Genomic DNA, 25766 nt, shown 5'->3' on the forward strand with positions numbered 1-25766 from the left:
ATGGAACTCTGGCAACTGCTGGAATACGCGGCCTGGGGCATCTCCGCGCTCCTTGGCCTTTACATGGTCGCCGACTGGCTCAAGACCGACACGACCTATTCGGAGGAAGTCCTCACCTCGTCCCGCGAGGGCGAGCTTGAGGCCCTGACCGAAGAGCACAGGACCTGAGGGGCGCAATCATGGCTAACACCGATATCACATCGAAAACCATGGACGGCATGGGCCCGCACGGAACCGTCGTGGGCTTGCTCCGCGTGCTGGGCCCGGCGCATGTCTGGGCCCTGGGCGTCGGCATCGTTCTGGTCGGCGAATACATGGGCTGGAACTTCGCGGTCGGCAAGGGCGGCGCCTATGCGGCGCTGATCGCCTGCTGGTTCGCGGGCATCCTCTACACCTGCGTCGCAATGATCGACTCCGAGGTGACCTCGACCGTCGCGGCGGCCGGCGGCCAGTACACGCAGGCCAAGCACATCGTCGGGCCGCTGATGGCCTTCAACGTCGGGCTGTACCTGACCTTCGCCTACACGATGCTGGAGGCGGCGAACGCGATCACCGCGGGCTACCTGATCTACGTCGTCTCGACGATGACGGGCTACGCGGGCGAACTGGACCAGCGGCCGTTCATCATCCTCGTGATCATGTTCCTCGCCTGGCTCAACTATCGCGGGGTTCTGGCAACGCTGACCTTCAACCTCGTCATCACCGCGATCGCCTTCGTGGCGATCCTTGTCCTGTTCCTGTCGACCTCGGGCATCCTCGGCGGCGGGATCATGCAGCACGCGGCGTTGATGGAGGGCCACGAACTGCCCTACGGCTGGATCGGGGTTCTGGCGGCGATGCACTTCGGCCTGTGGTACTACCTCGGGATCGAGGGGACGACACAGGCCGCCGAAGAGGTCCGCTCGCCCGCGCGTGCGCTGCCCTTCGGTACGCTGGCCGGGATCATGACGCTGCTGATCGCGGCGACGCTGACCTGGTACGTCTGCTCCGGCGTTCTGCCTTGGGAGTTCCTCGGCGACGGCGTGAACGGGTCGGTGGCGCCGCTCTTCGACACGGCGCGACTGTCGGGATCGAACGCGCTGGTCTGGCTGCTGGGCATCGGCACGCTCTTTGCCACGCTCGCCTCGGCCAACGGCTGCATCAACGACGCCAGCCGCGCCTGGTTCGCGATGGGCCGCGACAAGTACCTGCCGGGCTGGTTCGGCGCCGTGCATCCGAAGTTCCGCACGCCCTACCGGTCGATCATCTTCCTGGTGCCGATCGCCCTGATCTTCGCGCTGGGCGCGCCACTTGACCAGGTGATCACCTTCTCGATCCTCTCGGGCCTGCTGGAATACACGTTCATGCCCCTGAACGTGATCCTGTTCCGCAAGAAGTGGCCGCTGAACACGATCAAGCGGGGATACGAACATCCGTTCCACCCGCTGCCGGCGCTCGTCCTGCTGTGCCTGTGCGGGATCACCTTCTTCGCGGTGTTCCTGGGCTACGGCACGCAGCTGATCGCGATGATCGGCTTCTACATCGTGGTCTCGCTCTGGTTCCACTTCTGGCGCTACCGCTTCGTCAACCGCGGCACGCAGTTCACGATGCCCTGGCCGAAGCCGCAAGGCTACTGAGCCGGTTGAACCCGGCGATGGCCCGCCCCTGCGGCGGGCCATTTCCTTGACACAGGGTATGCGATGGACCGTCTGTTCCTTCTGCTTCTCGCTGCCGGCTTCGGGCTGGCCTTCGCCATGCTCCTGTCCCGCATGGTTCGGGCGGATCGCAACCGCCGCGAAGCCCGCGCCCGCTACCTCGACGCCTGCAAGTCGCTTCTGACCGAGCGCCGCACCGGCGAGGGCACGGCCGGCTTTCCGCGCCTGTCCGGGCGCTACAGAGGCCGTCTGGTCGATCTCCAGGTCATGCCCGACACGCTGACCTTCCGAAAGCTGCCCGCGCTTTGGGTCATGGCGACCCTGCCCGAGCCACTGCCGCTGCACGCGACGCTCGACATGATGATGCGGCCGACGGGACTGGAGCCGTTTTCGAACTTCAACACCCTTCCCGAACAGATCGCCCTTCCGCCCGGCTATCCCGAGGCGGCGACGATCCGCAGCGATGCCGCCGCGGCGCTTCCGCCCGAGTCTCTCCTGCGTCCGCACCTGGGCCTGTTCGACGATCCGCGGATGAAGGAACTGATCCTGTCGCCCAAGGGGCTGCGCGCCGTCTTTCTGGCCGAGGAGGCGGACCGGACCCGCTATCTGATCTTCCGCGACGCCGAGATGGGGGCCGAACAGCTTGACCCTGCCAGGCTGGAACCCGTGCTTGATGCGCTGATCGCGCTGCGCGAGGATATCGTCACGAACCGATCGCCCCAAAGCGAAAGCCGCACCGCATGACAGCGCCGACCAAAGCCCCCGCCAATCCCTATCTGGTCCTTCTGGCCGCGATCATCCTGCCCGGCACCGGGCATGTCCTGAACCGGCAGCCCTACCGCGGCCTGATCTTCCTGTTCTTCATGCTGCTTCTGGGCGGCTTCACGCTGAAGACGGCCGCGCCCGACGTCTCTGTCGTGGGCAAGTTCGCGGGCGGGCTTTTTGTCTATGCGCTGTCGATCCTCGATGCCTACAAGACCGCGCGGGTGCGCGCCGAGGTCTGGCGCCACCGTCAGGGCCAGGCTCAGGCCTGAGGGTACGAAATGACCGAAAGATACCGTGCCGGCAGTTTCACCAGCACCTCCGGGCCGTGCGGCGCGTCGGCATCGAAGAACAGGCTGTCGCCGGGCTCAAGGTAGAAAAGCTGGTCGCCGTGGCGATACTTCACCTCTCCCTCCAGCATGTAGAGCAGTTCGATCCCGTCGTGCTGAAAGGCTGGAAAGATGTCCGACTGCTCCGTCAGGGTGATCAGGTAAGGCTCCACCACCACGCCCGAGGAGTTCGACCCGATGTGCCCCAGAAGGTTGTACTGATGCCCTGCCCGTGTTCCGCGCCGCTCGATTTCCAGATGGTCGCCGGCCTTGACATGCTGGACCTCGCGCCGCTCCTCGTAGCCGCGGAAGAACGAGGTGATGGGCGTCGAGAACGCGTGGCTGAGGATCTGCAGCGTCGTGAGCGACGGAGAGGTCATCCCGTTCTCGATCTTCGACAGCATCCCGATCGACAGCCCCGTCACCTGCGCAAGCTGGGCCACCGTCATCCCTTGCTGGTGACGGAAGGCGCGCACCTCGCGTCCGATCGCGTTTTCAAGATTGCGTTCGGTCAGTTCCCGCACGCGATGCGGATCCTGGTCGAAGGCAGGCTTCGCCGGGCTGATTGCCGGTGCGGTCGGTGCGGGTGCGGGTGCTGGTCGATTCGAAGGCATGCGCGTACTATGGCTGAAACAAGCGATCCTTTTCACTACCGTGAAAGGGCTAGACGCTCAAGAGGGGGGCGCGGATGATCTCCAATTCTGCGGGGCAGACAACGGAAACTCTGGGTTTTCTTCTTTTTCCCGGCTTCCCGATGGCCTGCCTGACCTCGGCGATCGAACCCTTGCGGGCGGCGAACGAAATCACTGGACGGAAAGAATTTGCCTGGAAACTGATCGGCGAAAGCGCCGGTCCCGTCCGTTCCAGCGCCGAGGTCCGTTTCGATCCGGACATGGTGCTTGAGGAAGCACGGGGGCTGGATTACCTGTTCTTCCTCTCCGGCCCCTCCGCCAACTTCGAGGATCCGCGCCGGTCGCAGGCGCAGGTGCGCTGGCTGGACCGTTCGGGTGTCACCATCGGTGCCTTTTCGGGGGGGATCTTCCCGCTTGCCCGCACCGGCCTGATGGAGGGGCGGCGTTGTTCGGTCCACTGGTGCTACGAGGCCGCCTTTGCCGCCGAGTTTCCGCGGATCGAGGCGACGCAGGCCGCGATCCTGCGCGACCGGCGCCGGATCACCGTATCTGGGTCGGGCGCGGTCTTCGACCTGATGCTGCGCCTGATCGAGGAACGGCTGGGCCGGCCGGTGATGACCGAGGTCGCCTGCTGGTTCCAGCACCCCTTCGTGCGCGACGAAAACGCCGTCCAGACCATGCCGGTCGCAGGCGCAGGCGGGACCGAAACGCTGCTGCCCGCTCCGGTCCGGGCGGCGATCGCGCTTTTCGCCGATCATATCGAGGATCCGATCCAGATTGCCGATGTGGCGGGTGCCGTCGCGCTGTCCGAACGCCAGCTTGAGCGCGTCTTCAAGGCCGCGACCGGCCAGACGCCGCTGCGCTACTACCGGCTGATGCGCCTGCGCCGCGCACGGCAGAGGGTCATATTCTCGAACGCCTCCCTGACCGAGATCGCGCAGTCGGTAGGCTATTCCAGTTCGACCGAACTTGCGCGCTATTACGCGGCGGCCTTCGGCATCGGCCCGCGCGAGGAACGGCGAAGCCTGGCCGGACAGCGTGGCCTGTCGGGGGCGATGCCGCCCCTGTCCGAGCCGCGCCGGGCCTGAACCTCAGAACGCGCTTTTCGCCGCTGCGACCAGCGCGTGATGCATCGACCCGGCCGACGAACGCGCGGCCAGAACGTCGATCTCCGCGGCGGAGCGGACCAGCAGGAACGCCCCCAGATGCTCGATCGTCGTGCGGATCGCATGGCCCGCCTCGGCCCTTGCCAGATCGGCATTGCAGAGCCGCTCGAACAGCCGGGGCAGGTCGGCGCCCGTTACCCGCAACCGCGCCCAGGCGTCCGTCTGCTCGGTCAGCGAGGCCGCATCGCCGAACGCGGGCTTCAGTGCGGCCACGACGTCCTCGTGCGTGGAAAAGGGTGCCTCCACCATCCACATCTCTGGCCCCATCCAGAAGGCCGAACAGGGCGTGCCCGCGGCGTGGCGGCCGGGCGGGGGCAGGTCCAGCCCGATCCGTTTCGCGGCCGCGGCGACATCGGCCGCCCGACCCTGGCGCGCGGCCACAGAGGCGAGCGCGACGTCGGTCACCTCGGCAATCGTGATCGGCCCGAAGGTTTCGGCATGGGGTGCGGCGTGACCTAGCGGGGTCACGGCTTTAAGGCTGTGTTCAGGCACGAAGACGCTCCCCTTCCGGATCGAAGAAATGCGGGCTGACGATCTCCACCTCGACCTCGGTCTTCTTCAGCAGGTTGACCGCCCGCAAACGCTCGCCCAGGCGCGCGGTGCCGTTCCTGAGGTAGCCGAGCGCGATGGAATGGCCCAGATGCGGCGAATGGACAACCGAGGTCAGCCAGCCGTCGTCATGGGCGGCGGTTGCGGGCTTACCAGCGGCGATGAAGTGGCTTCCGGCGGTCAGGGGCTGCGACGGATCGACCGGCTTCACGCCCACCAGCCGCAACCCGCCCTCGGCCACCATCCCCTCGCGCTGCGCCAGAACCATGCCGATGGCGTCCTTCTTCCGCGACACCATCTTGCCCAGCCCCATGTTCAGCGCGGTGGACTGGCCGTTCAGTTCGTTGCCCGCGACATGGCCCTTTTCGACGCGCATCACGCCCAGCGCCTCGGTTCCGTAGGCGACCGCCCCGAACTCCTCCCCCGCCGCCATCAGAGCGCGGATCATCGCATCGCCGTAGCGGGTGGGCACCGCGATCTCGTAGGCCAGTTCGCCCGAGAACGAGATGCGGAAAAGCCGCGCGCGCAGACCGCCGCAGACGGTGATGTTCGCGCAGGCCATGTAGGGGAAGGCGGCGTCGGAGATGTCCTGGTCCACGACCTTTTCCAGAAGCCGCCGCGCATTCGGGCCGGCGACGGAATACTGCGCCCAGGCTTCGGTTGTGGAGATCAGTTGCACGTCGAGGTCGGGCCACAGGCACTGGCGGCAAAATTCGAGATGCCGGAAGACCGGGACGGCGTTGGCCGTGGTCGTCGTCATCACCCATTCATCTTCGGCCAGCCGCGCGGTGGTGCCGTCATCCATGACGATCCCGTCCTCGCGCAGCATCAGGCCGTAGCGCACCTTGCCGACCGGAAGGGAGGAGAAGGTGTTGGCATAGACGCGGTCGAGGAAGGCGCCCGCATCCCGGCCCTGGATGTCGATCTTGCCGAGCGTGGTCACGTCGCAGATGCCCACCGATGCGCGGGTGGCCAGAACCTCCCGGTCGACGGACTGGCGCCAGTGGGTTTCACCCGGCTTCGGGAACCACTGCGCGCGCAGCCACATCCCGACCTCGACAAAGACGGCGCCCTGTTCGGCCGCCCACTTGTGTGAAGGTGTCAGCCGTGTCGGCTTGAACTCCTTTTCCCGCGACCGGCCGGCCAGCGCACCCATCGCGACAGGCGTGTAGGGCGGGCGGTAGATCGTCGTGCCGGTCTCGGGGATCGACCTTCCCGTCATCTCGGCCATGACCGCCAGGCCAAGGACGTTGCCCGACTTGCCCTGATCGGTCGCCATGCCAAGCGTCGTGTAGCGCTTCAGATGTTCGACCGAACGGAAGCCTTCCTGATGGGCGAGCTTCACGTCCTTGACGGTCACGTCGTTCTGCGGATCGACCCAGGCGCGGCCCTTGCCGGGCACATGCCATTTCGGCGTGACCCTCACCGGCGCGTCTTCCGCCTCGGGCAGGTCGAAGGCGGCGGGCCTGTGACCCAGGTCCGCCAGCGCGGCGGCCGCCGCCTCTGCCCCCGTCCTGAGCGCGCCGTGGGTTGTCAGGTGCCCGGCCGCCGCCCCTACGGGCAACAGGCCGGCGGGCCCGCCCGGCCCCGGGACGAAGGCGGCAATGGCCTCATCCCAAACGGGTTTGCCGCGATGGTGGGAGGTCAGGTGAAGGTTCGGGTTCCAGCCGCCCGAAACCCCCAGCGCGTCGCATTCGACAGTGCGCGTTCGGCCAGAGCCATCGCGCACCGTGACCGCGCGCAGCCCCAGTCGGCCCGCGCTTCCCGTCACCTCCTCGCCCTTGCGGCTGTCGATGACCGCAGCGATCTCCAGCCCCTTGGCGCGCAGGTCCGCCGCGGTGCGCAGCCCTTCGTCATTGTTGGTGAAGACCGCGACGCGGCGCCCCGCGGCGGCACCCCAGCGGTTGGCATAGGCGCGCATGGCGCCGGCCAGCATGATGCCGGGCCGGTCGTTGTTCTCGAACGCGATCATGCGTTCGGTCGCGCCGGCGGCCAGGATCGTGCGCCGTGCGTAGATGCGCCAGAGGATCTGCCGCGGCTTGCCTTCCGCGGGCACGGGCACATGGTCGCTCACGCGTTCGACCGCGCCGTATATCCCGTGGTCGAAGGCGCCAAGCACCGTGGTCCGCGCCATGACGCGCACGTTCGCAAGGCCTGCAAGCTCCGCCACCGCCTGCGCGGCCCAGTCTGCGCCAGCCATCCCGCCGACGCCGTGCGTTTCGGCGTTCAGCCGCCCGCCGATGCGGAAATCCTCATCGGCAAGGATCACCCGCGCGCCGGACCGCCCCGCACTCAGCGCGGCGGCCAGGCCCGACGGGCCAGCACCGATCACCAGGATGTCGCAGTGCAAAAAGCCCTTGTCGTAGACATCCGGGTCCGGCAGGCGCGACAGGCTGCCAAGCCCGGCGGCGCGGCGGATCATGGGCTCGTAGAGCTTTTCCCAGAACGCCGCCGGCCACATGAAGGTCTTGTAGTAGAAGCCCGCGGCGAAGAATGGCGACAGCCGGTCGTTGATCGCCAGCGCGTCGAAGGCGAGCGAGGGCCAGCGGTTCTGGCTTTGCGCCGAAAGCCCGTCGAAAAGCTCCACCACGGTGGCGCGGGTGTTGGGTTCCTGCCGCGCGCCGGTTCGCAACTCAACCAGCGCGTTCGGCTCGTCCGACCCCGCAGAGATCGGCCCGCGCGGGCGATGATACTTGAAGCTGCGCCCCATCAGGCGCACGCCGTTGGCCAGAAGCGCAGAGGCCAGCGTATCACCTGCATGGCCTTGATATGGCTTGCCGTCGAAGGTGAAGGAAAGGGTCCGTGCGCGGTCGATCAGGCCACCTGAAACGCGGTTCGGCTGGGTCATCTTGAACGTCCTTTCGCCCGCGCGACGTCCCGGGCCAGTTCGACCCCGGTAATTTCGTGCGTGACCGTGTTGCGGGTGACGACCAGCCAGGACCGGTCGCCCTGTTCGTGATACCAAAGCTCCCGATGCTCCCCCGCCGGGTTGTCGCGCAGGTAGACGTGATCGTGGAACGCCTGAGGCGCGCCTTCGGCCATGCCGTCGGGGCGCTCGATCAGGCGGGCATCGCCCAGATAGACGAACTCCTGGGCGTCACGGGGGCCAAGAAGAGGGTGATTGATGATCATCTTTGAAACCTCAGTGCAGGTTCGGCGTCGGGCCCTGGCCCTTTTCGTCGATGGCCAGGCCCTTCATGAACCTGTCGAAGCGGTAGGCGGTGGCGGTCTCGTGCGGGCGGTCGGTCGCCAGCAGATGCGCGAAGCACCAGCCCGAGGCGGGCGTCGCCTTGAACCCGCCATAGCACCAGCCGCCGTTGAAATAGAGCCCCTCGACCGGGGTGCGGTCGATGATGGGCGAGCCATCCATCGACATATCCATGATCCCGCCCCAGGTGCGCAGCAGCCGCGCCCGGCCGATCATCGGCATCAGCGCCATGCCGCCCTCGGCCACGTCCTCGATCACCGGCAGGTTGCCGCGCTGCGCATAGCTGTTGTAGCCGTCGATGTCGCCGCCAAAGACAAGGCCGCCCTTGTCGGACTGGCTGACGTAGAAGTGCCCCGCGCCAAAGGTCATCACCCCGTCGATCAGGGGCTTCAGCCCTTCAGAGACGAAGGCCTGCAAGACGTGGCTTTCGATAGGCAGGCGCATCCCGGCATGGGCCATGACCTTCGAGGACGACCCGGCCACCGCGACCCCGACCTTCTTCGCCCCGACGAAGCCGCGCGTCGTCTCCACCCCCAGGATGCGGCCGTTCTCGATCCGCATCCCGGTCACTTCGCAGTTCTGGATCAGGTCCACGCCGCGCAGGTCGGCCCCGCGGGCATAGCCCCAGGCGACCGCATCGTGACGCGCCGTCCCGCCGCGCCGCTGCATCAGGGCGCCCTTGATCGGGAAACGGGCGTTGTCGAAGTTCAGGAACGGATACATCGCCCGCACCTGTTCGCGGTCGAGGATCTCGGCATCCGCGCCGTGCAGGATCATCGCGTTGCCGCGCCGTGTCGCCGCATCGCGGGCCGCGTCGGTGTGGAAGAGGTTGATGATCCCGCGCTGGCTGACCATCGCGTTGTAGTTGAAGTCCTGCTCCATCCCCTCCCACAGCTTCATGGAGAACTCGTAGAAGGGTTCGTTGCCGTCCAGCAGGTAGTTCGACCGGATGATCGTGGTGTTGCGCCCGACGTTGCCCCCGCCCAGATAGCCCTTTTCCAGGACCGCGATCCGCGCCTGCCGGAATTCCTTGGCGAGGTAATAGGCGGTGGCAAGTCCATGGCCGCCGCCGCCGACGATCACATAGTCGTAGCTGGCTTGCGGGGCGGGGTCGCGCCAGACCGGCGTCCAGCCGCGGTGGCCGGTCAGCGCCTCCCTGATGACGCGAAGGCCGGAGTATCGCATGCGCGTGTTCCCTTCGGGCAAAGGCTCGTTCGCCGCGACTATGCCGGGTGGCCGCGCCGCGACCCCGGGCAAAACCGACACGAAGCCTTGGATTTCAGCCATGGCGAACCGGAGGGCCCCGGAGAGGGCGGCCATCTCCTTGGCCCATAGGGGCGGAAGGCGGTACGCTCGCGGACAAGGCCCGCCTCGTCCGTGACGGCGCGGACGGAGCCGAGACCGTCGAGGTGAAGCGTGCCCACCTTCCTGTTGACGGTGCCGGTGGCGTCCTAGGTGCGCGTCACGCGGATGTTCGGCAGGGGATACCAGAGAAACTCCTCGGCCCCCGGCCCGATCCGCGCGGATCGTGCGTTCGGCGCTGGCGATCTTCCACCGGAAGATCGCCCGGGCGCGCCTCACCCCTGGCCCCGCTGGCGGATATCAAGGGGTCCGGCGTAAAGCGTCACCGCATCACGCGCCGGTGACCGGGTCGGTCTCGATCTTCTTCAGCCGCGCGCCGTCGGCGGTTCGTCCTCTCCAAGAATTGCACGGAAAGAAGGTTAAGTGGACACATGACGAACTTGTCCCATAAGGCATCCTTCCATTCCAAAGAAAGAATCGCACCATCAAACCGCAGGATCAAACACCTAACCTTCTGACCGTGTAGCCCCAACACATTGTTTCTTTGTTGCATAAAAGCTGGAAAACGTTCTGCGCCATTCTGGGCCAACAGCGCTAGATAAGTAGTCCCGCACCCGGGAAGCCGTGCTTTCATCCGAATAGGCAAAATGCGTGCCTTCAGAGCCTTTTCCTACAATCTCTCCCGAACGCAACAGCACAAATTGAGCGCCGCGAACGTCAATAGTCGCTGCAATTAAGCTGGTGCCCTCGTCCGCTGCGACGATGCACTTTTCAAAGTCCCAGAATCCTGCCGGCAAGTCTGCAATTCGAGCCTTTCCCCTCCACAAAGAACGGCGTCCGCTCGAAAAGTCGCCCGCCCCGGGGAAAGCTGTTAATCCGAACTCATCCCGTGACAGGTCAGTGATTTCTTCCAATACTGGCCAGTGTTCGTCAACGCGTTCAGAAACACACCCGAGGGTTGCCAAAAAAAACAGGCATTTGGTGTATTTATGCGCAACTGGGAATCTCACCATGTTATTCGCACTCCTCGATACCACAATATGTCAGTCTTACAGGCAATCCAACTTCAATTCGACATGGATTCTCCACAGAGTTTACGTTGTTCATTTTTCCGGATCCATCGTCCTTTATGCCTAACACCGCGTGCCCCATTTCATGTACCAATATGGCATCTGTAGGCACAGTTGCTGTGCCAAGCGGCGTCGATGTCACGTATGTCTTTGCGGCATCGTAGTCTAAATATATTTCCCCTGTTTTAGCACACCCTATATTGAAACCAAAAACGTTATGCCTGATGTCCAAGACAAGATCGGTAGCCAATTGGCGCTCTAGCATCTTAGCTCCTATTTTCGTGGCGTAAATGCGTGTTAGGTCGGCCGAAGTGATACCTCTCCACGCCTTTTGGGACCAATGTATGCGAACAACAAGGCTTCCCGATAGGACGTATTTCGTTAGATTTCTGTTAGCGATTCTGTCTAGGAATCTAAGAGCTGCCTCGTCTATTGACCTTGGCCCTTCATAGCCAGACCCAACCGCTTTGACCGCTTTGTTGAACTCGACCCAGTCGGATGGCATCATGCCGGAGCCGCCACAGCCACACGTAATTTCCTTGTAGCCGGGCTCTCCCGGGTTCACTTGGCCCTTATATTTTCCATCTTTGTAAATCGCCGCATGCCCGGTGGGGTCCCGTCCATTCACGGGATCCCCAAAGCTGTAGCTGTACCAGTTGGTCCCCACCCCTTCCTTTGTGACCTCCCACCAGTCGGGCTGGATGAAGAGGCCAAGCTTGGGGTCGTAGTAGCGGGCGTTGAGGTACTGGAGGCCCGAGGCGTCGTCGTAGCGTTCGCCGATGTAGCCCTTGGTTTCCGGCAGCGTGAGCGGGGTCAGCGCTGCCATCTCCTCGCCATAGGGGCGGTAGGCGGTGCGCTCGCGCTCAAGGCCGGTCTCGTCCGTGACGGCGCGGACGGAGCCGAGACCGTCGAGGTGAAGCGTGCCCACCTTCCTGATGACGGTGCCGGTGGCGTCCTAGGTGCGCGTCACGCGGATGTTCGGCAGGGGATACCAGAGAAACTCCTCGGCCCCCGGCCCGATCCGCGCGGATCGTGCGTTCGGCGCTGGCGATCTTCCACCGGAAGATCGCCCGGGCGCGCCTCACCCCTGGCCCCGCTGGCGGATATCAAGGGGTCCGGCGTAAAGCGTCACCGCATCACGCGCCGGTGACCGGGTCGGTCTCGATCTTCTTCAGCCGCGCGCCGTCGGCGCCGTATTCGTAGGCCGTGTTCCTGCCCGCGTAGGCTTTACTTTCTTGCGGGGGAAGAGACGGCGGCGCGGACGCCGCGGTCGGCAATGGCATCGTCCCACTTGCGGGAGTCGGTCTGTTCATGCGTCGTGGCTTCCACACCGGATTCACAACTTGAATCTAAACGGGTTTGTGCGACAGACCTCGCCAGACGCGAAGAGCACTTTTTCAACGCACCTCGCCAGACACAATTAAATAGTTTGGCAATTTTGGGGTGGCTCAAATATCTCCTTCACTTCACGTGCCCCTTTTGTCACTAGCAGGTAGAATCCGCCATCAAATCCATCCGGTTCCGTCGTCGGGGAAGAGAAATAGACCCAAGTGCCCTCGTCGCAATTCCAGAACGAGACTTCCCTTTTTTCGGAAAGCCTATTGAACGCGGAACCCCGCCCATGTTTCACATAGTAATCATCAATTGCTTCAATTGCTGACGCCATTTCGCTTTTCACATTCACACCAACCTTAACTCCATCAGCGCCGGGAACGCAGGCTGCGCAAAGAGCCAGAGACAAGCACGTCGGCCACATACTCAAACTGAGAGATTTCGCTATCATTAGCACTTACCTCCGTAACCAGAGTCATAGTATCCACATATAGTGCCTTTGCTCGACACACTGATACCGGGAAGTCCAAGTTTGTTTGCCAGTTGTATGTCTTCGTCACTTGGATTTGCAGCTCCTACTCCGTAGCCGGTAAGATTTTCGGGGTTTGCACTCGGCACCAGCAATCCATCGATTGGGTGAGTATGCATCGTCGCCATCTCCTCGCCATAGGGGCGGTGGGCAGTGCGTTCGCGCGCCAGCCCCGTCTCGTCGCTCACCGCGCGGACGGGACCCCACCGGAACATCCCCAGTGCCCCCCTCAGCCAGAACCTGCACCACGTTCGGGGGTAGCATCTGGAATCGAACCAGTGACACGCGGAAATTCAGTCGGCGGCGATCTCCACCTGCTTCAGCAGCTTGGCAGATGGGGCGTCCTGAACACAAAGGTCGAGCCGCAGCCCGCCTCAGGAAAGCGGCCAATCTCGAACGTCAGGCCGTCGCTGCTCTTGCATTCGCCCCACCCAGCCCCTATCCAAGGCTGGGCGGAATGGACCAAGCGGCGCGGAAGCTAGTGACTGAAAAGTGACTGGAGCCGCCAAGCCATTGAGGCCCCGTAGCTCAGGGGATAGAGCGACCGCCTCCTAAGCGGTAGGTCACAGGTTCGAATCCTGTCGGGGCCGCCATTTACTTTCTACAAGATACTGAAAGTAAACGGAAAACTCACTCGACGACAAAACACGTCCCACATTTTAGCCAACATCAGGCGCAGAGTACCCTCGTATTCCCGGTACGCACGAGCGCACCGGCCATCGCGCCTCCGGGCGCATCGAAAGGGTAGAGAAATGACGAAAGACCTCAGCACCAACCGCCGCCAGATGCTCGTGGCAGCCCCACTGCCGGGCGTTGCCGCGTTGTCGGGCATGACGCCGGCCTTGGGGTCAGAGGCCGCCCAGGTGACGGCGATCGAAGCGCTGTTCACCGAATGGAAGGCGCTGCGGGCAACACCCCTGCCGGAAAGCTGCCCCGACGCCCTGCTCGATGAGCGCTGCGCTGCACTGGACGCGATCCAGCGGCGGACCTTCGGCATGCCGCCCGCATCCGTGCGCGACCTCTACATCAAGGTCCACATGGCAGATTTGGGCGGCGCTTTCGATGGATGGGATGCCGACCTGCTGGCGACAGAGGCTAGGCAAGCCCTCGGCGCCGATGCCGTCACCGTCTAAGCGACACGGGCCGGGCCACAGCGCCCGGCCGTTCTCCATCCACCGAAAGGAAAGACGATGAAACGAATGGCAGCACTCTGCCTCCTGCTTGCCGGCTGCGCGGCCGGCGACAATGGGGCAGCACTGGCAACCTGGCATGGCGCCACGCTTGAGGACGCAATCGCCCAATGGGGCTACCCCGACGCTGAGCGATCAGTCGCAGGGGCGAAGCAATACGATTGGGTGAAGTCCTACCAGACTGTCGGCACCTACGGCGACAGCGGACAGCACACGTTCATCTGCACCCGCACCCTCACACTCAGCCTGGGCCGGGTGGTCGATGCCAAGGCAACCGGCAACGCCTGCCCGTTCGATCTGTCGAAGTTCGCCCGGCGCTGAACCGCGGCAAGGTCAAGTCCTGCGAGGCGCCCCCTTCGCGATGATGGGGGCGTCTTTCTGTACCGGGGGGTGCCTTCGGCAGGGGGGTGGGGGGAAATTCGCGCGCGCCGATATCTCTACTCGACCCCCACGCGCGCGGGTTTCAGAATTTTTTTGAGATTCGATCCAAGAGGGAGATTTTGGGAATGACCGACCTCTACACAAAAGGTGTTCTGACCGTGATTGCCGCTGGCGTCGTTGTGATTGCCGTTCAGGGCGCGCGCGCTCCTGCGATGCCTTACATCGAAAGCCCATGCGGCAAGTACGCGGCCGATCCGTGCTATGTGTCTCCCGCTGACGAGGACGGCTTGGCCATTCGCCCCTCCGACAGAGAAGGCTTGAGGGTGCGCGCTTTCGCGGATGATTTTGGCGTCACGGTCGAGGAGTGGAATGAGCTTTCGGATATCGATGTGCAGGTGACGAACTGGCCGTAGATGGTGCATCGGCGCGGCCTCTCTGGCCTGCCATGTTCGGCGCATGTCGAACCTCGCTGCCATCGCGCCCCGCCCTATCCGCATCTCGCCCCGTGTCCGCGCCGCGGTGGGCTTCAGAGTGCGTGAGAACCTGTCGATCGCCAACGCGGCCGAGAAGGCCGGACTGAGCCGAAACGGCTTCGCCAAGGCGCTCAAGCGAGCCGTGGTGCAGGATCTGATCCGAGAGGAACAGGAGCGCATGGCGCGCGACGTTGACCATCTGCGCGCCGTGGTTCGGCTCCGTGCGATGGAAGTGGCGCGCGACATTCTTGAGACGGGGAGCGAGAACGCCAAGCTGCGGGTGATCGACCTTCTCCTGCGCGAAGGCAAGGCCGCGACCGAGGTCAACGTCTCCGTGGACGCCAGGCAGACGGATCGCGGCGGGTATGAGTATGTCAGGCCCGGTCAGCGGCTGGTCGAGGTCTTGGAGCCCGAGTCCGCTTCAGGGGCCGCATGACGCCGCTGCCTGAGCAGGTGACCCCAGAAGGACCGATACGACGCGGCTTCAAGTTCGGACACCTGAACAAGGTCGCTCTTGAACAAGCCCTCAAGGTCCGCTCGCGCCTTGATCAGTGACGGCCGTTCGTCGGCGGGAATACGAGCATCAGCCAGCCGGATATCGAGGCGCCGCAGGGCGGACACTCGATCGAACAGCCGCTCGGACAGGCGCGGCGCATACCCCAGATCGCGGGGTTTTGGGGCCTTCGGCTTCGCTTCCTCGCCGCCGCGTGGCTTAGGGTCTTCTTGGGCCCGCTGCCAGTCCTCACGCCACCGCTGCCGTTCGGTCTGTCTGTCTCCCCATCCCGTTACGAGCAGCAGCACGCCGAGAAACAGGACCACGCCAGGCGACACCGCTTCGTAACCATCCGGAGAGAACGTCAGGTCGCCCCCGCCGATTGCGATAGCGGCGGTTCCGAAAATCAGCTTCGCTTGCCACTCCATCCCGCGAGCCCCCCAAAGACCTTCAAGGGCAGCCTGCCACGCCACGCCGCTGCCAGCCAGCACCATCCGTCCAGAGGCAGCGCCACAGGCGCTGAGAGGCGGGCTGTAGGGGCATCAGGCGCTTCCGTGCGGCATACACAGCCCGCACCGTGAGGCGGCTCTATCCGCCCCCCTCAGAGCCGTGAAGCCGTATTACACCGCCCCCGGACTGTAATACATCTCTCCCAGACGCCCCGAAGGGGGCCGGGGGGGTGCAGGTATATACCCGAGGGCCGTTCGATATATACCCAAGCCTTACACAAGGGGTGATTTCACCCGCGTGAGTTGGTCAGCCCGAAACCGACAGCAGGATCAGCCACAAGCCGCGAAAGCCCAACGCAGCAAGAAAATTGCGCGGAGAGGGGAAAGCGAGAAGGCGGGAAGGGGTGGATGTTCACACGGGCGGCAGCCTCTCGATCGCCGGCCCGACGCCCGCAAAGCGATGTTGGATTGGCTCAATCCGGTATGTGTTTGAGCCAATCGCATACCGGATTGGATGGGCAGATCCGGCTCAGCCTCCTACGGCCTTGGAGAAGTCGGGAAGGCGCGACGGGGTAATCTCGCCCGGCAGCCAGAAGTCGCGCGCCTTCCTCCTCGATGCCCGCTCCACAGCGTCCGCGGCGTCGGGGTCCAGCAGGATCAGCAACTGGTCCGAGAACATGCGGTCGAGCGCCGCGCCCAACACTGGCAGATCGAAGCCGGGTGCGTACCGATCGAGCGCGCGGACGCCATCGCGGGCGAAGTGCGTTTCCTTGCCCGTGGCCAGGTTCAGGGCGTTGCCGAAGATGAGCCCCCAGGCGTCCTGACCGGCGGAGAGGACCGGCCCCGCCGCGTATGCCGGCAGCCCGCCGAAGGGACGCTCCGCAGATCCCGCCACGTCGCCCAGAAGACCAAGCGCACCACCCTTGAGCGCGGCGGTGGCCCAGAATTCGGGCGTGGTCATGTCGCTCGGGTCACGGCCGCTCACAAGGTCGGTGATCTGCAACGCGATGGCGCCCATCACGGTGGCACCCGCAGCCATGTTGGCGGCGTAGCTGGCCCGGCTCGGCCAGGTCGGCAACGCGAGCATGCGGCGGATCTGGTTCGTCGTGAAGGTCAGTGTGAAGCTCTTGAACATCAGGCCGGACTTGGCGAGTTCAAAGCCGATCGAGCCGGGGGGCATTCCACCCTCGACAAAGGCGCGCGCCCAGGTCGAATTGGTCGGCACGGCAAACTCGGTCTGCTCCTCGACAATGGCCTGAAGCCGCAGGAACAAGTCGTCGGCCTCGGCGCGGGGCATGTCCGTGGCCTGCCGCCAATAGATCGGGCTGGCAAAGGTTGCGCCGTTACCCGCGCTAAAGAGCGTGGCGGGATCGGTGAAGGCTGCCCATTCACTTTGTGCAATGCCCTTGTCCCGCAGAAGCCCGCGCAGGGGCTCGTCCACGTCCGCAAGCTTCCGGCCTGCCTGCGAGGCGAAATGACCGGCCATTTCCATCTGGAAGGCGATGCGGGCGGTATCGGTCCAGTGGTTGAGCCCCTGGATGCGCAGTACGCCGGATGAGAGCCGTTCAGCCAGTTCGGCTGGGGGAACCTCGCTCTGGAACCTCGCGAGCGCCAGTCCGGGGTCTGCGAGCGTGTCAGCGATCCAACCGGCCCGAAGCGCCTCATCCCGAGACAGTCCGCTCTTGAGAAGGTCGACATGCCGCTTGATCAGGTTGCCGGGGTTCATGCCCATCGAGGTCGCCGCCAGCCGCATGGAGTTGGTATCGCTGATTGCTGAAATGACGGCGCGATCGAGAAAGGCCGCAGTGAGGACATGCCGCGTGGTCGACATGAACAAAGCCGCCGCCTCCTGGAACGGCCCTGCCGGGACCAGCGAGCCGTTCAAGATGGTCATCATTCGCTTGGCGTGCGCCGCGTTGCCCTCGATCTTTCGGGCAAGGTTCACGTCACCCATCTCGCGCGCACGGCTCACGGCAAGCTGCGCGCGGAAGTCCATGCCCAGCGCCGGGTTCGGGCCGAATTCTCGGATCATCGCAATGTCCCGCGCCATCCTGTGAACATGGCCGATGATGGTGGAAAACGGATCGCCCGACCCGAAGCGCCGGTTGTACTCGATCCAGTCATCAGCCGACCGGAAGGGCAGGGTCCGTTCATGGCTGCGGCGCAGGGCGAGGCTTTCGCCATCACTTCGCCCGTAGACCGCCGTGCCTCTCTCCCGCCCGAAAACGATGTTGTCGAACGTCTCGCGCAGAATGGCGTCCTGCACCTCGATCGGGGGCATTGCTCCGGGCTCGGCCACTGGCCGGCCGGTCAAGCGGTCTGGCATCTTGTCCCAGGCGATGCGGCCCCGTGCCTCGGCGGCCCAGGCGTCAAACCCGGCCCGGCGGATGGCGCGCTGATTGTGGCTGTGCGGCAGCCCCCAGTTCTCCAATTTGCCGATCAGCCCGCCCGCCTCGTTGAACATGAGGCGCAGATCCTCGAACGCCGTCCGAACCGAGTCCGCAATCGCGATGGCAGGCAGATCACCTGTGCTCTCTCCGTGGAGCTCCCGCACCACGCTGCGAAGCTGCGCCTTGTTCCGGGTCCGGCCCAAGAGGTCGCGGTGGTGGTCTTTCAGGAGCGATGCGATCCGGTGATGGAAGCCCCGCACAAGCGCGCGCTGCTGCCCGATGACCGATGCCCGGCGATTGGGCGAATTGGCCGCATGTTCGAGCGCGTCGGTCAATAGCGAGCCGAGCCGATCCGACGCGCCGACAATGGCCTCAGCACGGCGCCGCGCCGCCAAGGTCGCGGTGTAGAGGTGCCGCTTGTCCCCGGCCTGCTTCTTGAAGGCGGCTTTCACGTCCTCCGCGGCAAGCCCTTCCGCCACATGGCGTGGATGCCCTTGACGCTCGTACCGGTCGGAGAGGTCGCGCCAGAGCCGCTGCGCCCGCTCGCCGCGCTCACGGTCGGCGCTGCCCTCGTTCATGGCGGCTTGAACACAGTCGGCGAAACTCATTGGCCAGTCCTCTCAGCAATCTTCTGGCTCATCATGTCACAGATCGCATCGGCTTCGCGCTGCACGTCGTCCAGAAGAGCGAGAACTTCCGACGCCATCATGTCCGGTACGCCGTCGCCAAGCGTCCAGCCTGGCAGCGGGAAATCTCCATCGCGTGCGATCTGGGCCCGCAGTTCGGTCGCGCGTTCGTCGTTCAGCGCGCGCCGTTCAGGCGATCCGAACTCAGCTCCGTGGAGGGCATCGGGTTCATTGTCAGAAAGCGACATGTTGTGTCCTCGTGAGTTGATCCGACGACGAGCAGCGGAGGAGGGTGCAAACCCCGCACCCCATGGTAGGTAAGGATGTCATCGTTTTGGTGACGTCGAAGAACTCATAAGCGCTCCGTTCGTCATCGTTTTGGTGACGCCCTGTCCTCATTTTGATGACGTCCCGCGCGCGCTCGTCATCATTTTGACGACGTTGCTGTCCTCATTTTGATGACAGGGTTTTGTTTTTCGGTTCGCCCCGCAGGGATTGTTGGCCATCACCTTGTGCGCCGGAAAATCATGCCCTGGTTTCCACTCCTTGTAGAGCCGCCGTCCGAGCCGCTGTTCGGAGTGTGGCATCGTGATTTCGGTAAGTTCAAACTCGCTACAGCGCGCAAGGCCGCCAACGCCCAAGCGCGCCGCTTTTGTCAGGAACAGGAATCCTTTGGCTTGCAGTTCCTGAAACGCCCGGGCGGCAGTGTTGCGGCTCACTCCCAAGCGCTCAGCCGCCTGTCGCACACTCAGAGCGATTGACCCATTGTTGTTGGCCTGCGGCCCCCGCCATTCCAAGCGCAGCCACACGTAGAGCATTTGCGCCGTCGTGGTCATTGCTCGAAATGCTGGCTCCTCAAGAAACGACCGGACCAGGAAAGTGCCGTGTTCCTGTCGATCGTCGCGGCCAGTCTTGTTCACCCTACGCCGAGCCATTGTAACCCCCTTTCGCAAACCGCTCGGGCAGCAACGCCTCGACAAGCGCCCCGTCTTGGCCCGTGAACTGGTGCCAGAGCCGCACGAGGGCATCGCGGGTCCGGCAGAAGTGCTTGCCTTCCCATCGGGCTGTATCCGGGCCTCCACAGCGGGCTTGGTACTGGAGGACCCACTGAATCCCGCAGGAGCCTTCGATGATCCGCCAGCGGCCGGATCGGATGATTTCGGCGCAGTAGGTGTCGCTACTCTCGCGGTGATCGAGTCTGATCGGGACGGAGGCGTTCATTCCTCGCCCCCCTCGATCGGCTTGACCTCCGCGGCAAGGCGGTATCGCGCGTGGTTGCCGGGAAACCTGCCTTCGTGCCGCTCGTACCGGGTTTCAACCGGAACGCCGGCTTGGCGGATGCGGTGAACAAACCCTGCGACACGCAGCCCCGGCGCGAAATCGGCTGCGGTCAATCCGGTCTGTCCTGCCTCGATGAGGCGGGCAAGCAGCCAGCCAGGGCGGCCGGCGAGCGTGAAGGTCTTGGGCCCGTCCGGGCCGTGAAGTGTAAAGCGTGCCATCGCGTGGCCTCCTTGATCGAGAAGGCCGGCTCGGGTAACTATGGCGTTGCAAGCACCGTACCCGCCCCGGCCCGTGAGGGTCGGGGTGAATTATTAGGCGGCGTCCACTTCGGGGCGTGTCTCGATCCAATGCAGAACATCGGCTTCCCGCCAGGCAACTGCCTGAGCGCCGATACGCACGGGGCGAGGGAAAAGACCAAGGGTCATGCTGGCGTAAAGCGTCGACCGGCTCATACCGGTCAACGAAAGCACTTCGGGGCGCCGAAGCAGGCGAGCGGTATTGCTGGGCATGCGAGAACTCCTGTTTAGGTTCGATGCCCAACTGTTCTGCGCCGCGCTAGAATCCCAAATGCACGCACTAGTTCGGAAGCTACAGGAACTGGAATCTCTCAACAAAATATGGGTGCCACAACCAAGCGCCGTGAAAATCCCACATTTCTTGCCGGGATCAGCGAGCGCGACGAATGCGCACGACGCGATCGGCTATCTGTGCTGCAGTGAGAAAGTTCGCCCACTCAGCGAGCATCGCCCGCCGCCGTTCGAGCATGTCAGTCCGCCGATAGGCGCGTTCGGTCACCTCCCCAACGTCATGCGCCAGAGCGATTTCTGCCAAGTCACGTTCAAAGCCATGTTCGGCCGCCCAGTCTCGCGCCGTCGATCTCAAACCGTGCGGCACCGCAGGCCGGCCGGATCGCGGGTCAAAGTAGCCGCCCAGATCGTTCTCAACACTGAACTCGTGCATCCTCCGCATGCATGCAGACAACGACATGTCGCTGAGCAAGCCACCCCTCGGCGCTGGAAAGACCAACGGCGAGTCTCCTTCCCGCGGGACCTTCTTTAGAAGATCGACTGCCTGAGAAGGCAAAGGAACTCTATGTTCGCGTCCCATCTTCATCTTTCGCGCCGGCACGACCCACATTGCTTTGTCCAGATCAACCTCATCCCACTCCATCGCGCGGACTTCTCCAGAGCGAGCCCAGGTAAGAGCGAGGAAGGAAAGGGCCAGAGCGGCCATGCCTTCGCGGCGAGTAAGCTGTCGCCACCAGCGCTGCGCATCACTCAGCTTCAGGGCCGGGTGATGGATCGTCTCTGATATCTTGCTTGGCGCCGGCAGCATGTGGTCGAGGTTGCCCTTCCACCGCGCCGGGTTATCACCGCTTCGATGACCTGCGACGGTCGCCCAAGAGAGCACGGCTTCAATTCGGCGCCGAAGCCTAGTTGCCGTTTCGGTTCGGGCTTGCCAGAGAGATCCACCCTCGCCATCAACCTCCTGGCTCAAGACACGCAAAATATCGGATGGCTCAATGTCTGAGAGCTTCATCCGCCCAATGATCGGCAAGGCATAGGTTTCAAGCGTGCTCCGCCATTGCAGGCGATGCTTGGCATTCGAAAATTCGGCCTCCTTGCGCGCCAGAACCTTCTCCATCGCCTCTGTGAAGGAAGGCGCCACTGCGACCTTTTCCGGTCGAGGGTCACCGCCCGAGCGCGCGACACGGCGGTTATCGAGTGCCTTCGCGCGCGCATCAGCGAGGGAAACGAGCGACACGGGGCCCAGCCCCATGTCGACCCTGGCGCCGCTCACCATCAAACGCTGAACCCATCGCTTGGCGCCCGACTTGTCGACCTTCAGCATCAATCCGTTGCCGTCGATGTAGGTGCCAGGCTCCGTCACACTCCGCACGAAAGCGGCTGAAAGCTGCTTGTCCTTGTGAGCGCCCTTGGACTTTCCGGCCATATCCAACCTCCAACAATCCGTCCCACATTAATTTTCGGAACGGGCTAGACTAGTTTGGAACGATGTGGCTACAATGTCCAGTGAATACAAGGGAAACATGGAAATGTTGGGAATGTCTCGGAACTGAGTATGGCTGCTGTCGGGGCCGCCATCCATCGCCCCCGCCGCGACCGGACGCCCGCCTGTCCGGCATCTCCCGGACGCCCCCGATCAGCTCGCGCCGCTACGGACCGCGCCCTTCAGCAGCAGCGCCAGGATGTCGGAGCGGGTGATGATCCCCGCAAGCTGCCCGTCGCGCAGCACGGGCACCACCTCGACCCCTTGCCGTGCCAGGCGGTTGAGAAGGACGCCGACCGGAAGATCGTGCGCGACCGCCGCGCCGGCCGCCCGCATGATGTCCCGCGCCCGTGGTTCCTTGCGGCGGACGGGAAGCGGCAGGGACGCACGACCGGACACCAGGGCGGCGATCAGGTCGGCCTGAAGGATCAGGCCAATCAGTTTGCCGTCCTTCCCGACGACCGGCAGGCTCTTGATCGCGTGGGCGCGGAACAGCCGGACGGCCTCGGAAAGCGGCGTGTCGGGGTCCGCCGTGATCAGGTCGCGCGTCATCACGTCGCCGCAGGTCACGGCATCAAACCGGTGATGGGCCGCCTCTGCCTCGGCGGCGGCCAGAAGGCGCGAAAGGTCGGCGACGCCGATGTTCGGTGTCTGGTTGAACCGGCGCAGAAGTTCACCCAGTTCGACCTCGCTGAGGCCAAGGCGCAGGTCCGAGGGCGGCGCGGGCAGATCCTCGACAAGGCGAAAGGGATAGACCCGGCCGCTGACGCGGTGGAAGGCAATCCCGGCCAACACCATCGCCGCAGTCAACAGCCCGACGGGGGCAAGCGCGAACATGAGGCCCGCGCCTTCGGTGCCCGAAGGGTCGAGTGCCGCGAGAAGCGCCACCGCCCCGCCCGGCGGATGCAGCGCCCGGAGCAGGAGCATGGCAAGGATCGCGGCCGCGACGGCCAGAACCGGCGCCAGCGAAGCGGGCGACACGAACACGACGACAACCGCGACCGCCGCGGAAACCACGTTGCCGGCCACCGCGGACCAGGGTTGCGCGAGGGGGCTGTTGGGCACGGCAAAGACCAGAACCGCCGTCGCGCCCAGAGGTGCGATCAGATGGAGCGGCAGACCCGCGCCATCCTGCAACAGGGCAACAAGCCCGGCGCAGACAAGGATCCCCGCCGCAGCGCCCAGGGGCGCGCGCGCGAGTTCCCGCGCCGCGGCGGCGGGCAGCGCGGGGGCCAGGTGGTGCAGGATCGCACTCAGACGGGATGTCACGTCAGCCTCTTGCGATTCGGTCGGCGGGTGCTGACAGGTCGGTTCGCTGGCTGCAAGCCCTGCGCGCGCGCGTGCAGGGGCAAGCCGGCGCCACCCGCAAAACCCCTGTCCGCCGCCAAGCCTGCGGGGAAGGATACCGCGCGCGCCACCCCCGCCGGACCGGTAACGGGCAAAGGCCAAGGCTGCCGATACCCGGAACGGCATCCTTTTTTGCGCCGTTGCGGCACCGGCGCGGCACGGGAACGCCCGCGCCAGCGCACTCAGGTCAACCGAAGTCGACGGGCCGGTCGCCCGTGACATCCTTGACGCGAGTCGGCAGGCCCATGCGGTTCAGGAGATTGATGAACGGCCTGGGGTCGAGATCCTCCACGTTCGCCATGCGCCCGACGTCCCAGGTACCGTTCGCGATCAGGATGGCAGCCGCGACGGGCGGCACGCCCGCGGTATAGGAAATGCCCTGGCTGCCAACCTCCTCATAGGCTTCCTTGTGGTCGGCGACGTTGTAGATGAAGACCTCGGCGGGCTTGCCGTCCCGGACGCCCTTCACGACGTCGCCGATGCAGGTCTTGCCGGTGTAGTCCGGCGCAAGGCTTGCCGGGTCGGGGAGGACAGCCTTGACGACCTTGAGCGGGATGACCTCCTGCCCTTCGGCGGTCTTCACCGGCTGCTCCGACAGCAGGCCAAGGTTCTTCAGGACGGTGAAGACATTGATGTAGTGATCGCCAAAACCCATCCAGAACCGCACGTCCGCCTGCGGATAGCGGGCGGAAAGCGAATGCACCTCGTCATGGCCGGTCAAATAGGCCTTCTGCCGGCCAACGACGGGCAGTTCCCACTGGCGCCCGACTTCGAACATTCTGTTTTCCTGCCACTTGCCGCCCTGCCACGAATAGACGGTACCGGTGAATTCGCGGAAGTTGATCTCCGGGTCGAAGTTCGTGGCGAACCAACGCCCGTGGGAACCCGCATTGATGTCGACGATGTCGATGCTCTCGATCGTGTCGAGATAGTCCTCTTCGGCCAGCCGCGCATAGGCGTTCACCACGCCGGGGTCAAAGCCAACGCCGAGAATCGCGGTGACGCCGGCCTTCTCGCAGGCCTCTCGCCGCTTCCACTCGTAGTTGCCATACCACGGCGGGGTCTCGCAGATCTTGCCCGGGTCTTCGTGGATCGCCGTATCCATGTAGGCCACGCCGGTCGCGATGCAGGCGTCGAGAACATACATGTTCACGAAGGCCGATCCGACGTTGATGACGATCTGGGCGCCCGTCGTCCGGATCAGGTCGGCGACGGCGGACGTATCCATCGCATTGACGGCATGGGCCTCGAACCTGCCTGGCACCTTCATCGCGCCCTTCTCGTGCACACTGGCGATGATCGCATCGCACTTGGCCCGCGTGCGGCTCGCGATATGCAGGTCGCCCAGCACGTCGTTGGCTTGCGCGCATTTGTGCGCCACGACCTGCGCGACGCCGCCCGCCCCGATGATGAGCACGTTCTTTTTCACTTCGGCTGTCTCCTTGTCCCAGAGGCCAGTGGAAGGGGAGCGTGTAACACGCTCACGACAGGCTGGAGGCGTAATCCTCGTAGCCAAATTCACGGACCAGGCGGATCTGCCCGTCCAGTTCCCGGATGGCGATGGACGGCATGTTCACGCCGTTGAACCAGTTCTTCTTCACCATCGTGTAGCCGGCCGCGTCCGCGACCGAAATGCGGTCGCCGACCGACAGCGGGCGTTCGAACCGCGCATCCCCGAAGATGTCGCCGGCCAGGCAGGACTTGCCGCAGATCTGGTATTCGTGCGCGCCCTGCTGCGGCAGCTTCGCCTTTTCGCGGTAGATCAGCAGGTCGAGCATGTGCGCCTCGATCGAGCTGTCGACGATGGCCAGGTCCTTGCCGTTGTTCAGGAGGTCGAGGACGGTCACTTCCAGCGAAGTGGAATTGGTGATCGCGGCCTCGCCCGGCTCCAGATAGACCTGTACGCCGAACCTGTCGGAAAACGCCTTCAGCCGCGCGGCGAGGTCGTCGACCGGATAGCCCTCGCCGGTGAAGTGGATGCCGCCGCCAAGGCTGACCCATTTCACCCGCTCAAGCAGGCGCCCGAATTCCTTCTCGATCCTGCCCAGCTGCTCGTCAAAAAGCGCGAAATCGCGGTTCTCGCAGTTGTAGTGGATCATGAAGCCGGAAATCCGGTCGATCACCTGCGCGATGCGGTTCGCATCCCACTCGCCCAGTCGCGAGAACGGCCGCGCCGGGTCGGCAAGGTCGAAGCCGGAGGTCGAGAAGCGCGGGTTGAGGCGCAGTCCCCGCTGGATGCCCGCCGAATGGTTGTCGAAGCGTTCCAGCTGGCCGATGGAGTTGAAGATGATCTTGTCGGCGTAGCCCACCGCCTCGGCGATCTCGTGATCCGCCCAGGCCACCGAATAGGCATGCGTTTCCTTGCCGAACTTTTCCTTGCCCAGCCGCAACTCGAAGAGAGAGGAGGAGGTGGTGCCGTCCATATGCTCGCGCATCAGGTCGAAGGCCGACCAGGTCGCAAAGCACTTGAGCGCCAGAAGCGCCTTGGCCCCGGACCCCGCGCGCAGGCGGTCGATGATCTCCATGTTGCGAAGAAGCTTCGCCTTGTCGATCAGATAGAAGGGTGTCTGAAGCACGGGCAGCCCCCCAACCGGCAAACGAGGCGTTCGTATA

General features: G+C 64.4%; 28 protein-coding genes and 1 tRNA gene. 10 read left to right on the forward strand and 19 right to left on the reverse strand.

Features of this window, described 5'->3' with window-relative positions; translation table 11 throughout:
• The 4 genes from N5I32_RS15300 (at position 1) to N5I32_RS15315 (ending at position 2668) form a co-directional block, all read left to right on the forward strand.
• On the forward strand, positions 1-168 hold the full coding sequence (locus N5I32_RS15300) for a hypothetical protein (RefSeq protein ID WP_261496787.1): 168 nt from the start codon (positions 1-3) through the stop codon (positions 166-168).
• Positions 169-179: 11 nt separating this feature from the next.
• The gene (locus N5I32_RS15305; RefSeq protein WP_261496788.1) at positions 180-1616 is read left to right on the forward strand and encodes an APC family permease; all 1437 of its coding nucleotides are present in this window, start codon (positions 180-182) and stop codon (positions 1614-1616) included.
• A gap of 63 nt (positions 1617-1679) precedes the next feature.
• Positions 1680-2378, forward strand: a complete 699-nt coding sequence (locus N5I32_RS15310; RefSeq protein WP_261496789.1) for a hypothetical protein — start codon at positions 1680-1682, stop codon at positions 2376-2378.
• Positions 2375-2668 carry a hypothetical protein gene (locus N5I32_RS15315; protein WP_261496790.1) on the forward strand — a complete coding sequence of 98 codons (294 nt, stop codon included), beginning with the start codon at positions 2375-2377 and terminating at the stop codon, positions 2666-2668. The genes N5I32_RS15310 and N5I32_RS15315 overlap by 4 nt, the downstream gene beginning before the upstream one ends.
• Here N5I32_RS15315 and N5I32_RS15320 read toward each other — a convergent pair.
• Positions 2659-3339, reverse strand: coding sequence for a helix-turn-helix domain-containing protein (locus N5I32_RS15320; RefSeq protein ID WP_439648208.1), 681 nt, complete (start codon positions 3337-3339; stop codon positions 2659-2661). The genes N5I32_RS15315 and N5I32_RS15320 overlap by 10 nt on opposite strands.
• A 74-nt stretch (positions 3340-3413) precedes the next feature.
• Between N5I32_RS15320 and N5I32_RS15325 the strand changes: the two genes are divergently transcribed.
• The gene (locus tag N5I32_RS15325; protein ID WP_261496791.1) at positions 3414-4445 is read left to right on the forward strand and encodes a GlxA family transcriptional regulator; all 1032 of its coding nucleotides are present in this window, start codon (positions 3414-3416) and stop codon (positions 4443-4445) included.
• A 3-nt stretch (positions 4446-4448) separates the two neighbouring features.
• On the opposite strand, the gene N5I32_RS15330 is transcribed toward N5I32_RS15325, so the two are convergent.
• From N5I32_RS15330 to N5I32_RS15360, 7 genes are all read right to left on the reverse strand, one after another.
• On the reverse strand, positions 4449-5015 hold the full coding sequence (locus tag N5I32_RS15330; RefSeq protein WP_261496792.1) for a sarcosine oxidase subunit gamma: 567 nt from the start codon (positions 5013-5015) through the stop codon (positions 4449-4451).
• A complete protein-coding gene (locus tag N5I32_RS15335; protein ID WP_261496793.1) occupies positions 5008-7920 on the reverse strand; it encodes a sarcosine oxidase subunit alpha family protein in 2913 nt (970 codons plus the stop codon). The genes N5I32_RS15330 and N5I32_RS15335 overlap by 8 nt, the downstream gene beginning before the upstream one ends.
• Positions 7917-8204 (reverse strand): sarcosine oxidase subunit delta, encoded by a 288-nt coding sequence (locus N5I32_RS15340; protein ID WP_261496794.1) that lies wholly within the window; start codon positions 8202-8204, stop codon positions 7917-7919. Before N5I32_RS15340 ends, N5I32_RS15335 begins: the two co-directional genes overlap by 4 nt.
• 10 nt (positions 8205-8214) lie before the next feature.
• The gene (locus N5I32_RS15345) at positions 8215-9465 is read right to left on the reverse strand and encodes a sarcosine oxidase subunit beta family protein (RefSeq protein ID WP_261496795.1); all 1251 of its coding nucleotides are present in this window, start codon (positions 9463-9465) and stop codon (positions 8215-8217) included.
• A 623-nt stretch (positions 9466-10088) separates the two neighbouring features.
• On the reverse strand, positions 10089-10595 hold the full coding sequence (locus N5I32_RS15350; RefSeq protein ID WP_261496796.1) for a hypothetical protein: 507 nt from the start codon (positions 10593-10595) through the stop codon (positions 10089-10091).
• 1 nt (position 10596) lies between these two features.
• Positions 10597-11580, reverse strand: a complete 984-nt coding sequence (locus N5I32_RS15355; RefSeq protein WP_261496797.1) for an RHS repeat domain-containing protein — start codon at positions 11578-11580, stop codon at positions 10597-10599.
• Positions 11581-11788: 208 nt separating this feature from the next.
• Positions 11789-11935 carry a hypothetical protein gene (locus N5I32_RS15360; RefSeq protein ID WP_261496798.1) on the reverse strand — a complete coding sequence of 49 codons (147 nt, stop codon included), beginning with the start codon at positions 11933-11935 and terminating at the stop codon, positions 11789-11791.
• A gap of 1095 nt (positions 11936-13030) precedes the next feature.
• Here N5I32_RS15360 and N5I32_RS15365 point away from each other — a divergent pair.
• The 5 genes from N5I32_RS15365 (at position 13031) to N5I32_RS15385 (ending at position 14993) form a co-directional block, all read left to right on the forward strand.
• Positions 13031-13106: transfer RNA gene (locus tag N5I32_RS15365), tRNA-Arg, on the forward strand.
• A 159-nt stretch (positions 13107-13265) separates the two neighbouring features.
• Positions 13266-13646, forward strand: coding sequence for a hypothetical protein (locus N5I32_RS15370; protein WP_261496799.1), 381 nt, complete (start codon positions 13266-13268; stop codon positions 13644-13646).
• A gap of 57 nt (positions 13647-13703) precedes the next feature.
• On the forward strand, positions 13704-14024 hold the full coding sequence (locus N5I32_RS15375) for a hypothetical protein (RefSeq protein WP_261496800.1): 321 nt from the start codon (positions 13704-13706) through the stop codon (positions 14022-14024).
• A gap of 185 nt (positions 14025-14209) precedes the next feature.
• Positions 14210-14497 (forward strand): hypothetical protein, encoded by a 288-nt coding sequence (locus N5I32_RS15380; RefSeq protein ID WP_261496801.1) that lies wholly within the window; start codon positions 14210-14212, stop codon positions 14495-14497.
• A gap of 43 nt (positions 14498-14540) precedes the next feature.
• Entirely contained in the window at positions 14541-14993 is a 453-nt protein-coding gene (locus N5I32_RS15385) for a hypothetical protein (protein ID WP_261496802.1), read from the forward strand.
• Here N5I32_RS15385 and N5I32_RS15390 read toward each other — a convergent pair.
• The 11 genes from N5I32_RS15390 to nspC form a co-directional block, all read right to left on the reverse strand.
• Positions 14942-15478: a hypothetical protein gene (locus N5I32_RS15390; protein WP_261496803.1), complete on the reverse strand. Its 537-nt coding sequence runs from the start codon at positions 15476-15478 to the stop codon at positions 14942-14944. The genes N5I32_RS15385 and N5I32_RS15390 overlap by 52 nt on opposite strands.
• 550 nt (positions 15479-16028) lie before the next feature.
• A complete protein-coding gene (locus tag N5I32_RS15395) occupies positions 16029-18497 on the reverse strand; it encodes a hypothetical protein (RefSeq protein WP_261496804.1) in 2469 nt (822 codons plus the stop codon).
• Positions 18494-18763 (reverse strand): hypothetical protein, encoded by a 270-nt coding sequence (locus N5I32_RS15400; protein ID WP_261496805.1) that lies wholly within the window; start codon positions 18761-18763, stop codon positions 18494-18496. The genes N5I32_RS15395 and N5I32_RS15400 overlap by 4 nt, the downstream gene beginning before the upstream one ends.
• 147 nt (positions 18764-18910) lie before the next feature.
• On the reverse strand, positions 18911-19351 hold the full coding sequence (locus N5I32_RS15405; protein WP_261496806.1) for a GntR family transcriptional regulator: 441 nt from the start codon (positions 19349-19351) through the stop codon (positions 18911-18913).
• An 85-nt stretch (positions 19352-19436) separates the two neighbouring features.
• Positions 19437-19736, reverse strand: a complete 300-nt coding sequence (locus N5I32_RS15410) for a hypothetical protein (RefSeq protein ID WP_261496807.1) — start codon at positions 19734-19736, stop codon at positions 19437-19439.
• A complete protein-coding gene (locus N5I32_RS15415) occupies positions 19733-20014 on the reverse strand; it encodes a winged helix domain-containing protein (RefSeq protein ID WP_261496808.1) in 282 nt (93 codons plus the stop codon). Before N5I32_RS15415 ends, N5I32_RS15410 begins: the two co-directional genes overlap by 4 nt.
• A 93-nt stretch (positions 20015-20107) precedes the next feature.
• On the reverse strand, positions 20108-20305 hold the full coding sequence (locus N5I32_RS15420; RefSeq protein ID WP_261496809.1) for a helix-turn-helix transcriptional regulator: 198 nt from the start codon (positions 20303-20305) through the stop codon (positions 20108-20110).
• 157 nt (positions 20306-20462) lie between these two features.
• Complete coding sequence (locus tag N5I32_RS15425) at positions 20463-21749, reverse strand: tyrosine-type recombinase/integrase (RefSeq protein ID WP_261496810.1); 1287 nt, start codon at positions 21747-21749, stop codon at positions 20463-20465.
• A 210-nt stretch (positions 21750-21959) separates the two neighbouring features.
• Positions 21960-23075: an HPP family protein gene (locus tag N5I32_RS15430; protein ID WP_261496811.1), complete on the reverse strand. Its 1116-nt coding sequence runs from the start codon at positions 23073-23075 to the stop codon at positions 21960-21962.
• Between the two features lie 265 nt (positions 23076-23340).
• Positions 23341-24582, reverse strand: a complete 1242-nt coding sequence (locus N5I32_RS15435; RefSeq protein WP_261496812.1) for a saccharopine dehydrogenase family protein — start codon at positions 24580-24582, stop codon at positions 23341-23343.
• 52 nt (positions 24583-24634) lie between these two features.
• The gene (nspC, locus tag N5I32_RS15440; RefSeq protein ID WP_261496813.1) at positions 24635-25729 is read right to left on the reverse strand and encodes a carboxynorspermidine decarboxylase; all 1095 of its coding nucleotides are present in this window, start codon (positions 25727-25729) and stop codon (positions 24635-24637) included.
• Between the last annotated feature and the right edge of the window lie 37 nt (positions 25730-25766).

It is taken from the genome of Albidovulum sediminis, assembly GCF_025380365.1.
Lineage (GTDB): Bacteria > Pseudomonadota > Alphaproteobacteria > Rhodobacterales > Rhodobacteraceae > Albidovulum > Albidovulum sediminis.

Bases quoted from the DNA above. Each gene is read 5' to 3' on its own strand.
- N5I32_RS15340 (WP_261496794.1), bottom strand. From the start codon at position 8,204: ATGATCATCAATCACCCTCTTCTTGGCCCCCGTGACGCCCAGGAGTTC.
- N5I32_RS15345 (WP_261496795.1), bottom strand. From the start codon at position 9,465: ATGCGATACTCCGGCCTTCGCGTCATCAGGGAGGCGCTGACCGGCCAC.
- N5I32_RS15335 (WP_261496793.1), bottom strand. From the start codon at position 7,920: ATGACCCAGCCGAACCGCGTTTCAGGTGGCCTGATCGACCGCGCACGG.
- N5I32_RS15320 (WP_439648208.1), bottom strand. From the start codon at position 3,339: ATGCCTTCGAATCGACCAGCACCCGCACCCGCACCGACCGCACCGGCA.
- N5I32_RS15395 (WP_261496804.1), bottom strand. From the start codon at position 18,497: ATGAGTTTCGCCGACTGTGTTCAAGCCGCCATGAACGAGGGCAGCGCC.
- N5I32_RS15425 (WP_261496810.1), bottom strand. From the start codon at position 21,749: ATGGCCGGAAAGTCCAAGGGCGCTCACAAGGACAAGCAGCTTTCAGCC.
- N5I32_RS15360 (WP_261496798.1), bottom strand. From the start codon at position 11,935: ATGCCATTGCCGACCGCGGCGTCCGCGCCGCCGTCTCTTCCCCCGCAA.
- N5I32_RS15410 (WP_261496807.1), bottom strand. From the start codon at position 19,736: ATGAACGCCTCCGTCCCGATCAGACTCGATCACCGCGAGAGTAGCGAC.
- N5I32_RS15310 (WP_261496789.1), top strand. From the start codon at position 1,680: ATGGACCGTCTGTTCCTTCTGCTTCTCGCTGCCGGCTTCGGGCTGGCC.
- N5I32_RS15385 (WP_261496802.1), top strand. From the start codon at position 14,541: ATGTCGAACCTCGCTGCCATCGCGCCCCGCCCTATCCGCATCTCGCCC.
- N5I32_RS15350 (WP_261496796.1), bottom strand. From the start codon at position 10,595: ATGGTGAGATTCCCAGTTGCGCATAAATACACCAAATGCCTGTTTTTT.
- N5I32_RS15305 (WP_261496788.1), top strand. From the start codon at position 180: ATGGCTAACACCGATATCACATCGAAAACCATGGACGGCATGGGCCCG.
- N5I32_RS15325 (WP_261496791.1), top strand. From the start codon at position 3,414: ATGATCTCCAATTCTGCGGGGCAGACAACGGAAACTCTGGGTTTTCTT.
- N5I32_RS15400 (WP_261496805.1), bottom strand. From the start codon at position 18,763: ATGTCGCTTTCTGACAATGAACCCGATGCCCTCCACGGAGCTGAGTTC.
- N5I32_RS15380 (WP_261496801.1), top strand. From the start codon at position 14,210: ATGACCGACCTCTACACAAAAGGTGTTCTGACCGTGATTGCCGCTGGC.
- N5I32_RS15390 (WP_261496803.1), bottom strand. From the start codon at position 15,478: ATGGAGTGGCAAGCGAAGCTGATTTTCGGAACCGCCGCTATCGCAATC.
- N5I32_RS15300 (WP_261496787.1), top strand. From the start codon at position 1: ATGGAACTCTGGCAACTGCTGGAATACGCGGCCTGGGGCATCTCCGCG.
- N5I32_RS15375 (WP_261496800.1), top strand. From the start codon at position 13,704: ATGAAACGAATGGCAGCACTCTGCCTCCTGCTTGCCGGCTGCGCGGCC.
- N5I32_RS15415 (WP_261496808.1), bottom strand. From the start codon at position 20,014: ATGGCACGCTTTACACTTCACGGCCCGGACGGGCCCAAGACCTTCACG.
- N5I32_RS15315 (WP_261496790.1), top strand. From the start codon at position 2,375: ATGACAGCGCCGACCAAAGCCCCCGCCAATCCCTATCTGGTCCTTCTG.
- N5I32_RS15370 (WP_261496799.1), top strand. From the start codon at position 13,266: ATGACGAAAGACCTCAGCACCAACCGCCGCCAGATGCTCGTGGCAGCC.
- N5I32_RS15405 (WP_261496806.1), bottom strand. From the start codon at position 19,351: ATGACCACGACGGCGCAAATGCTCTACGTGTGGCTGCGCTTGGAATGG.
- N5I32_RS15420 (WP_261496809.1), bottom strand. From the start codon at position 20,305: ATGCCCAGCAATACCGCTCGCCTGCTTCGGCGCCCCGAAGTGCTTTCG.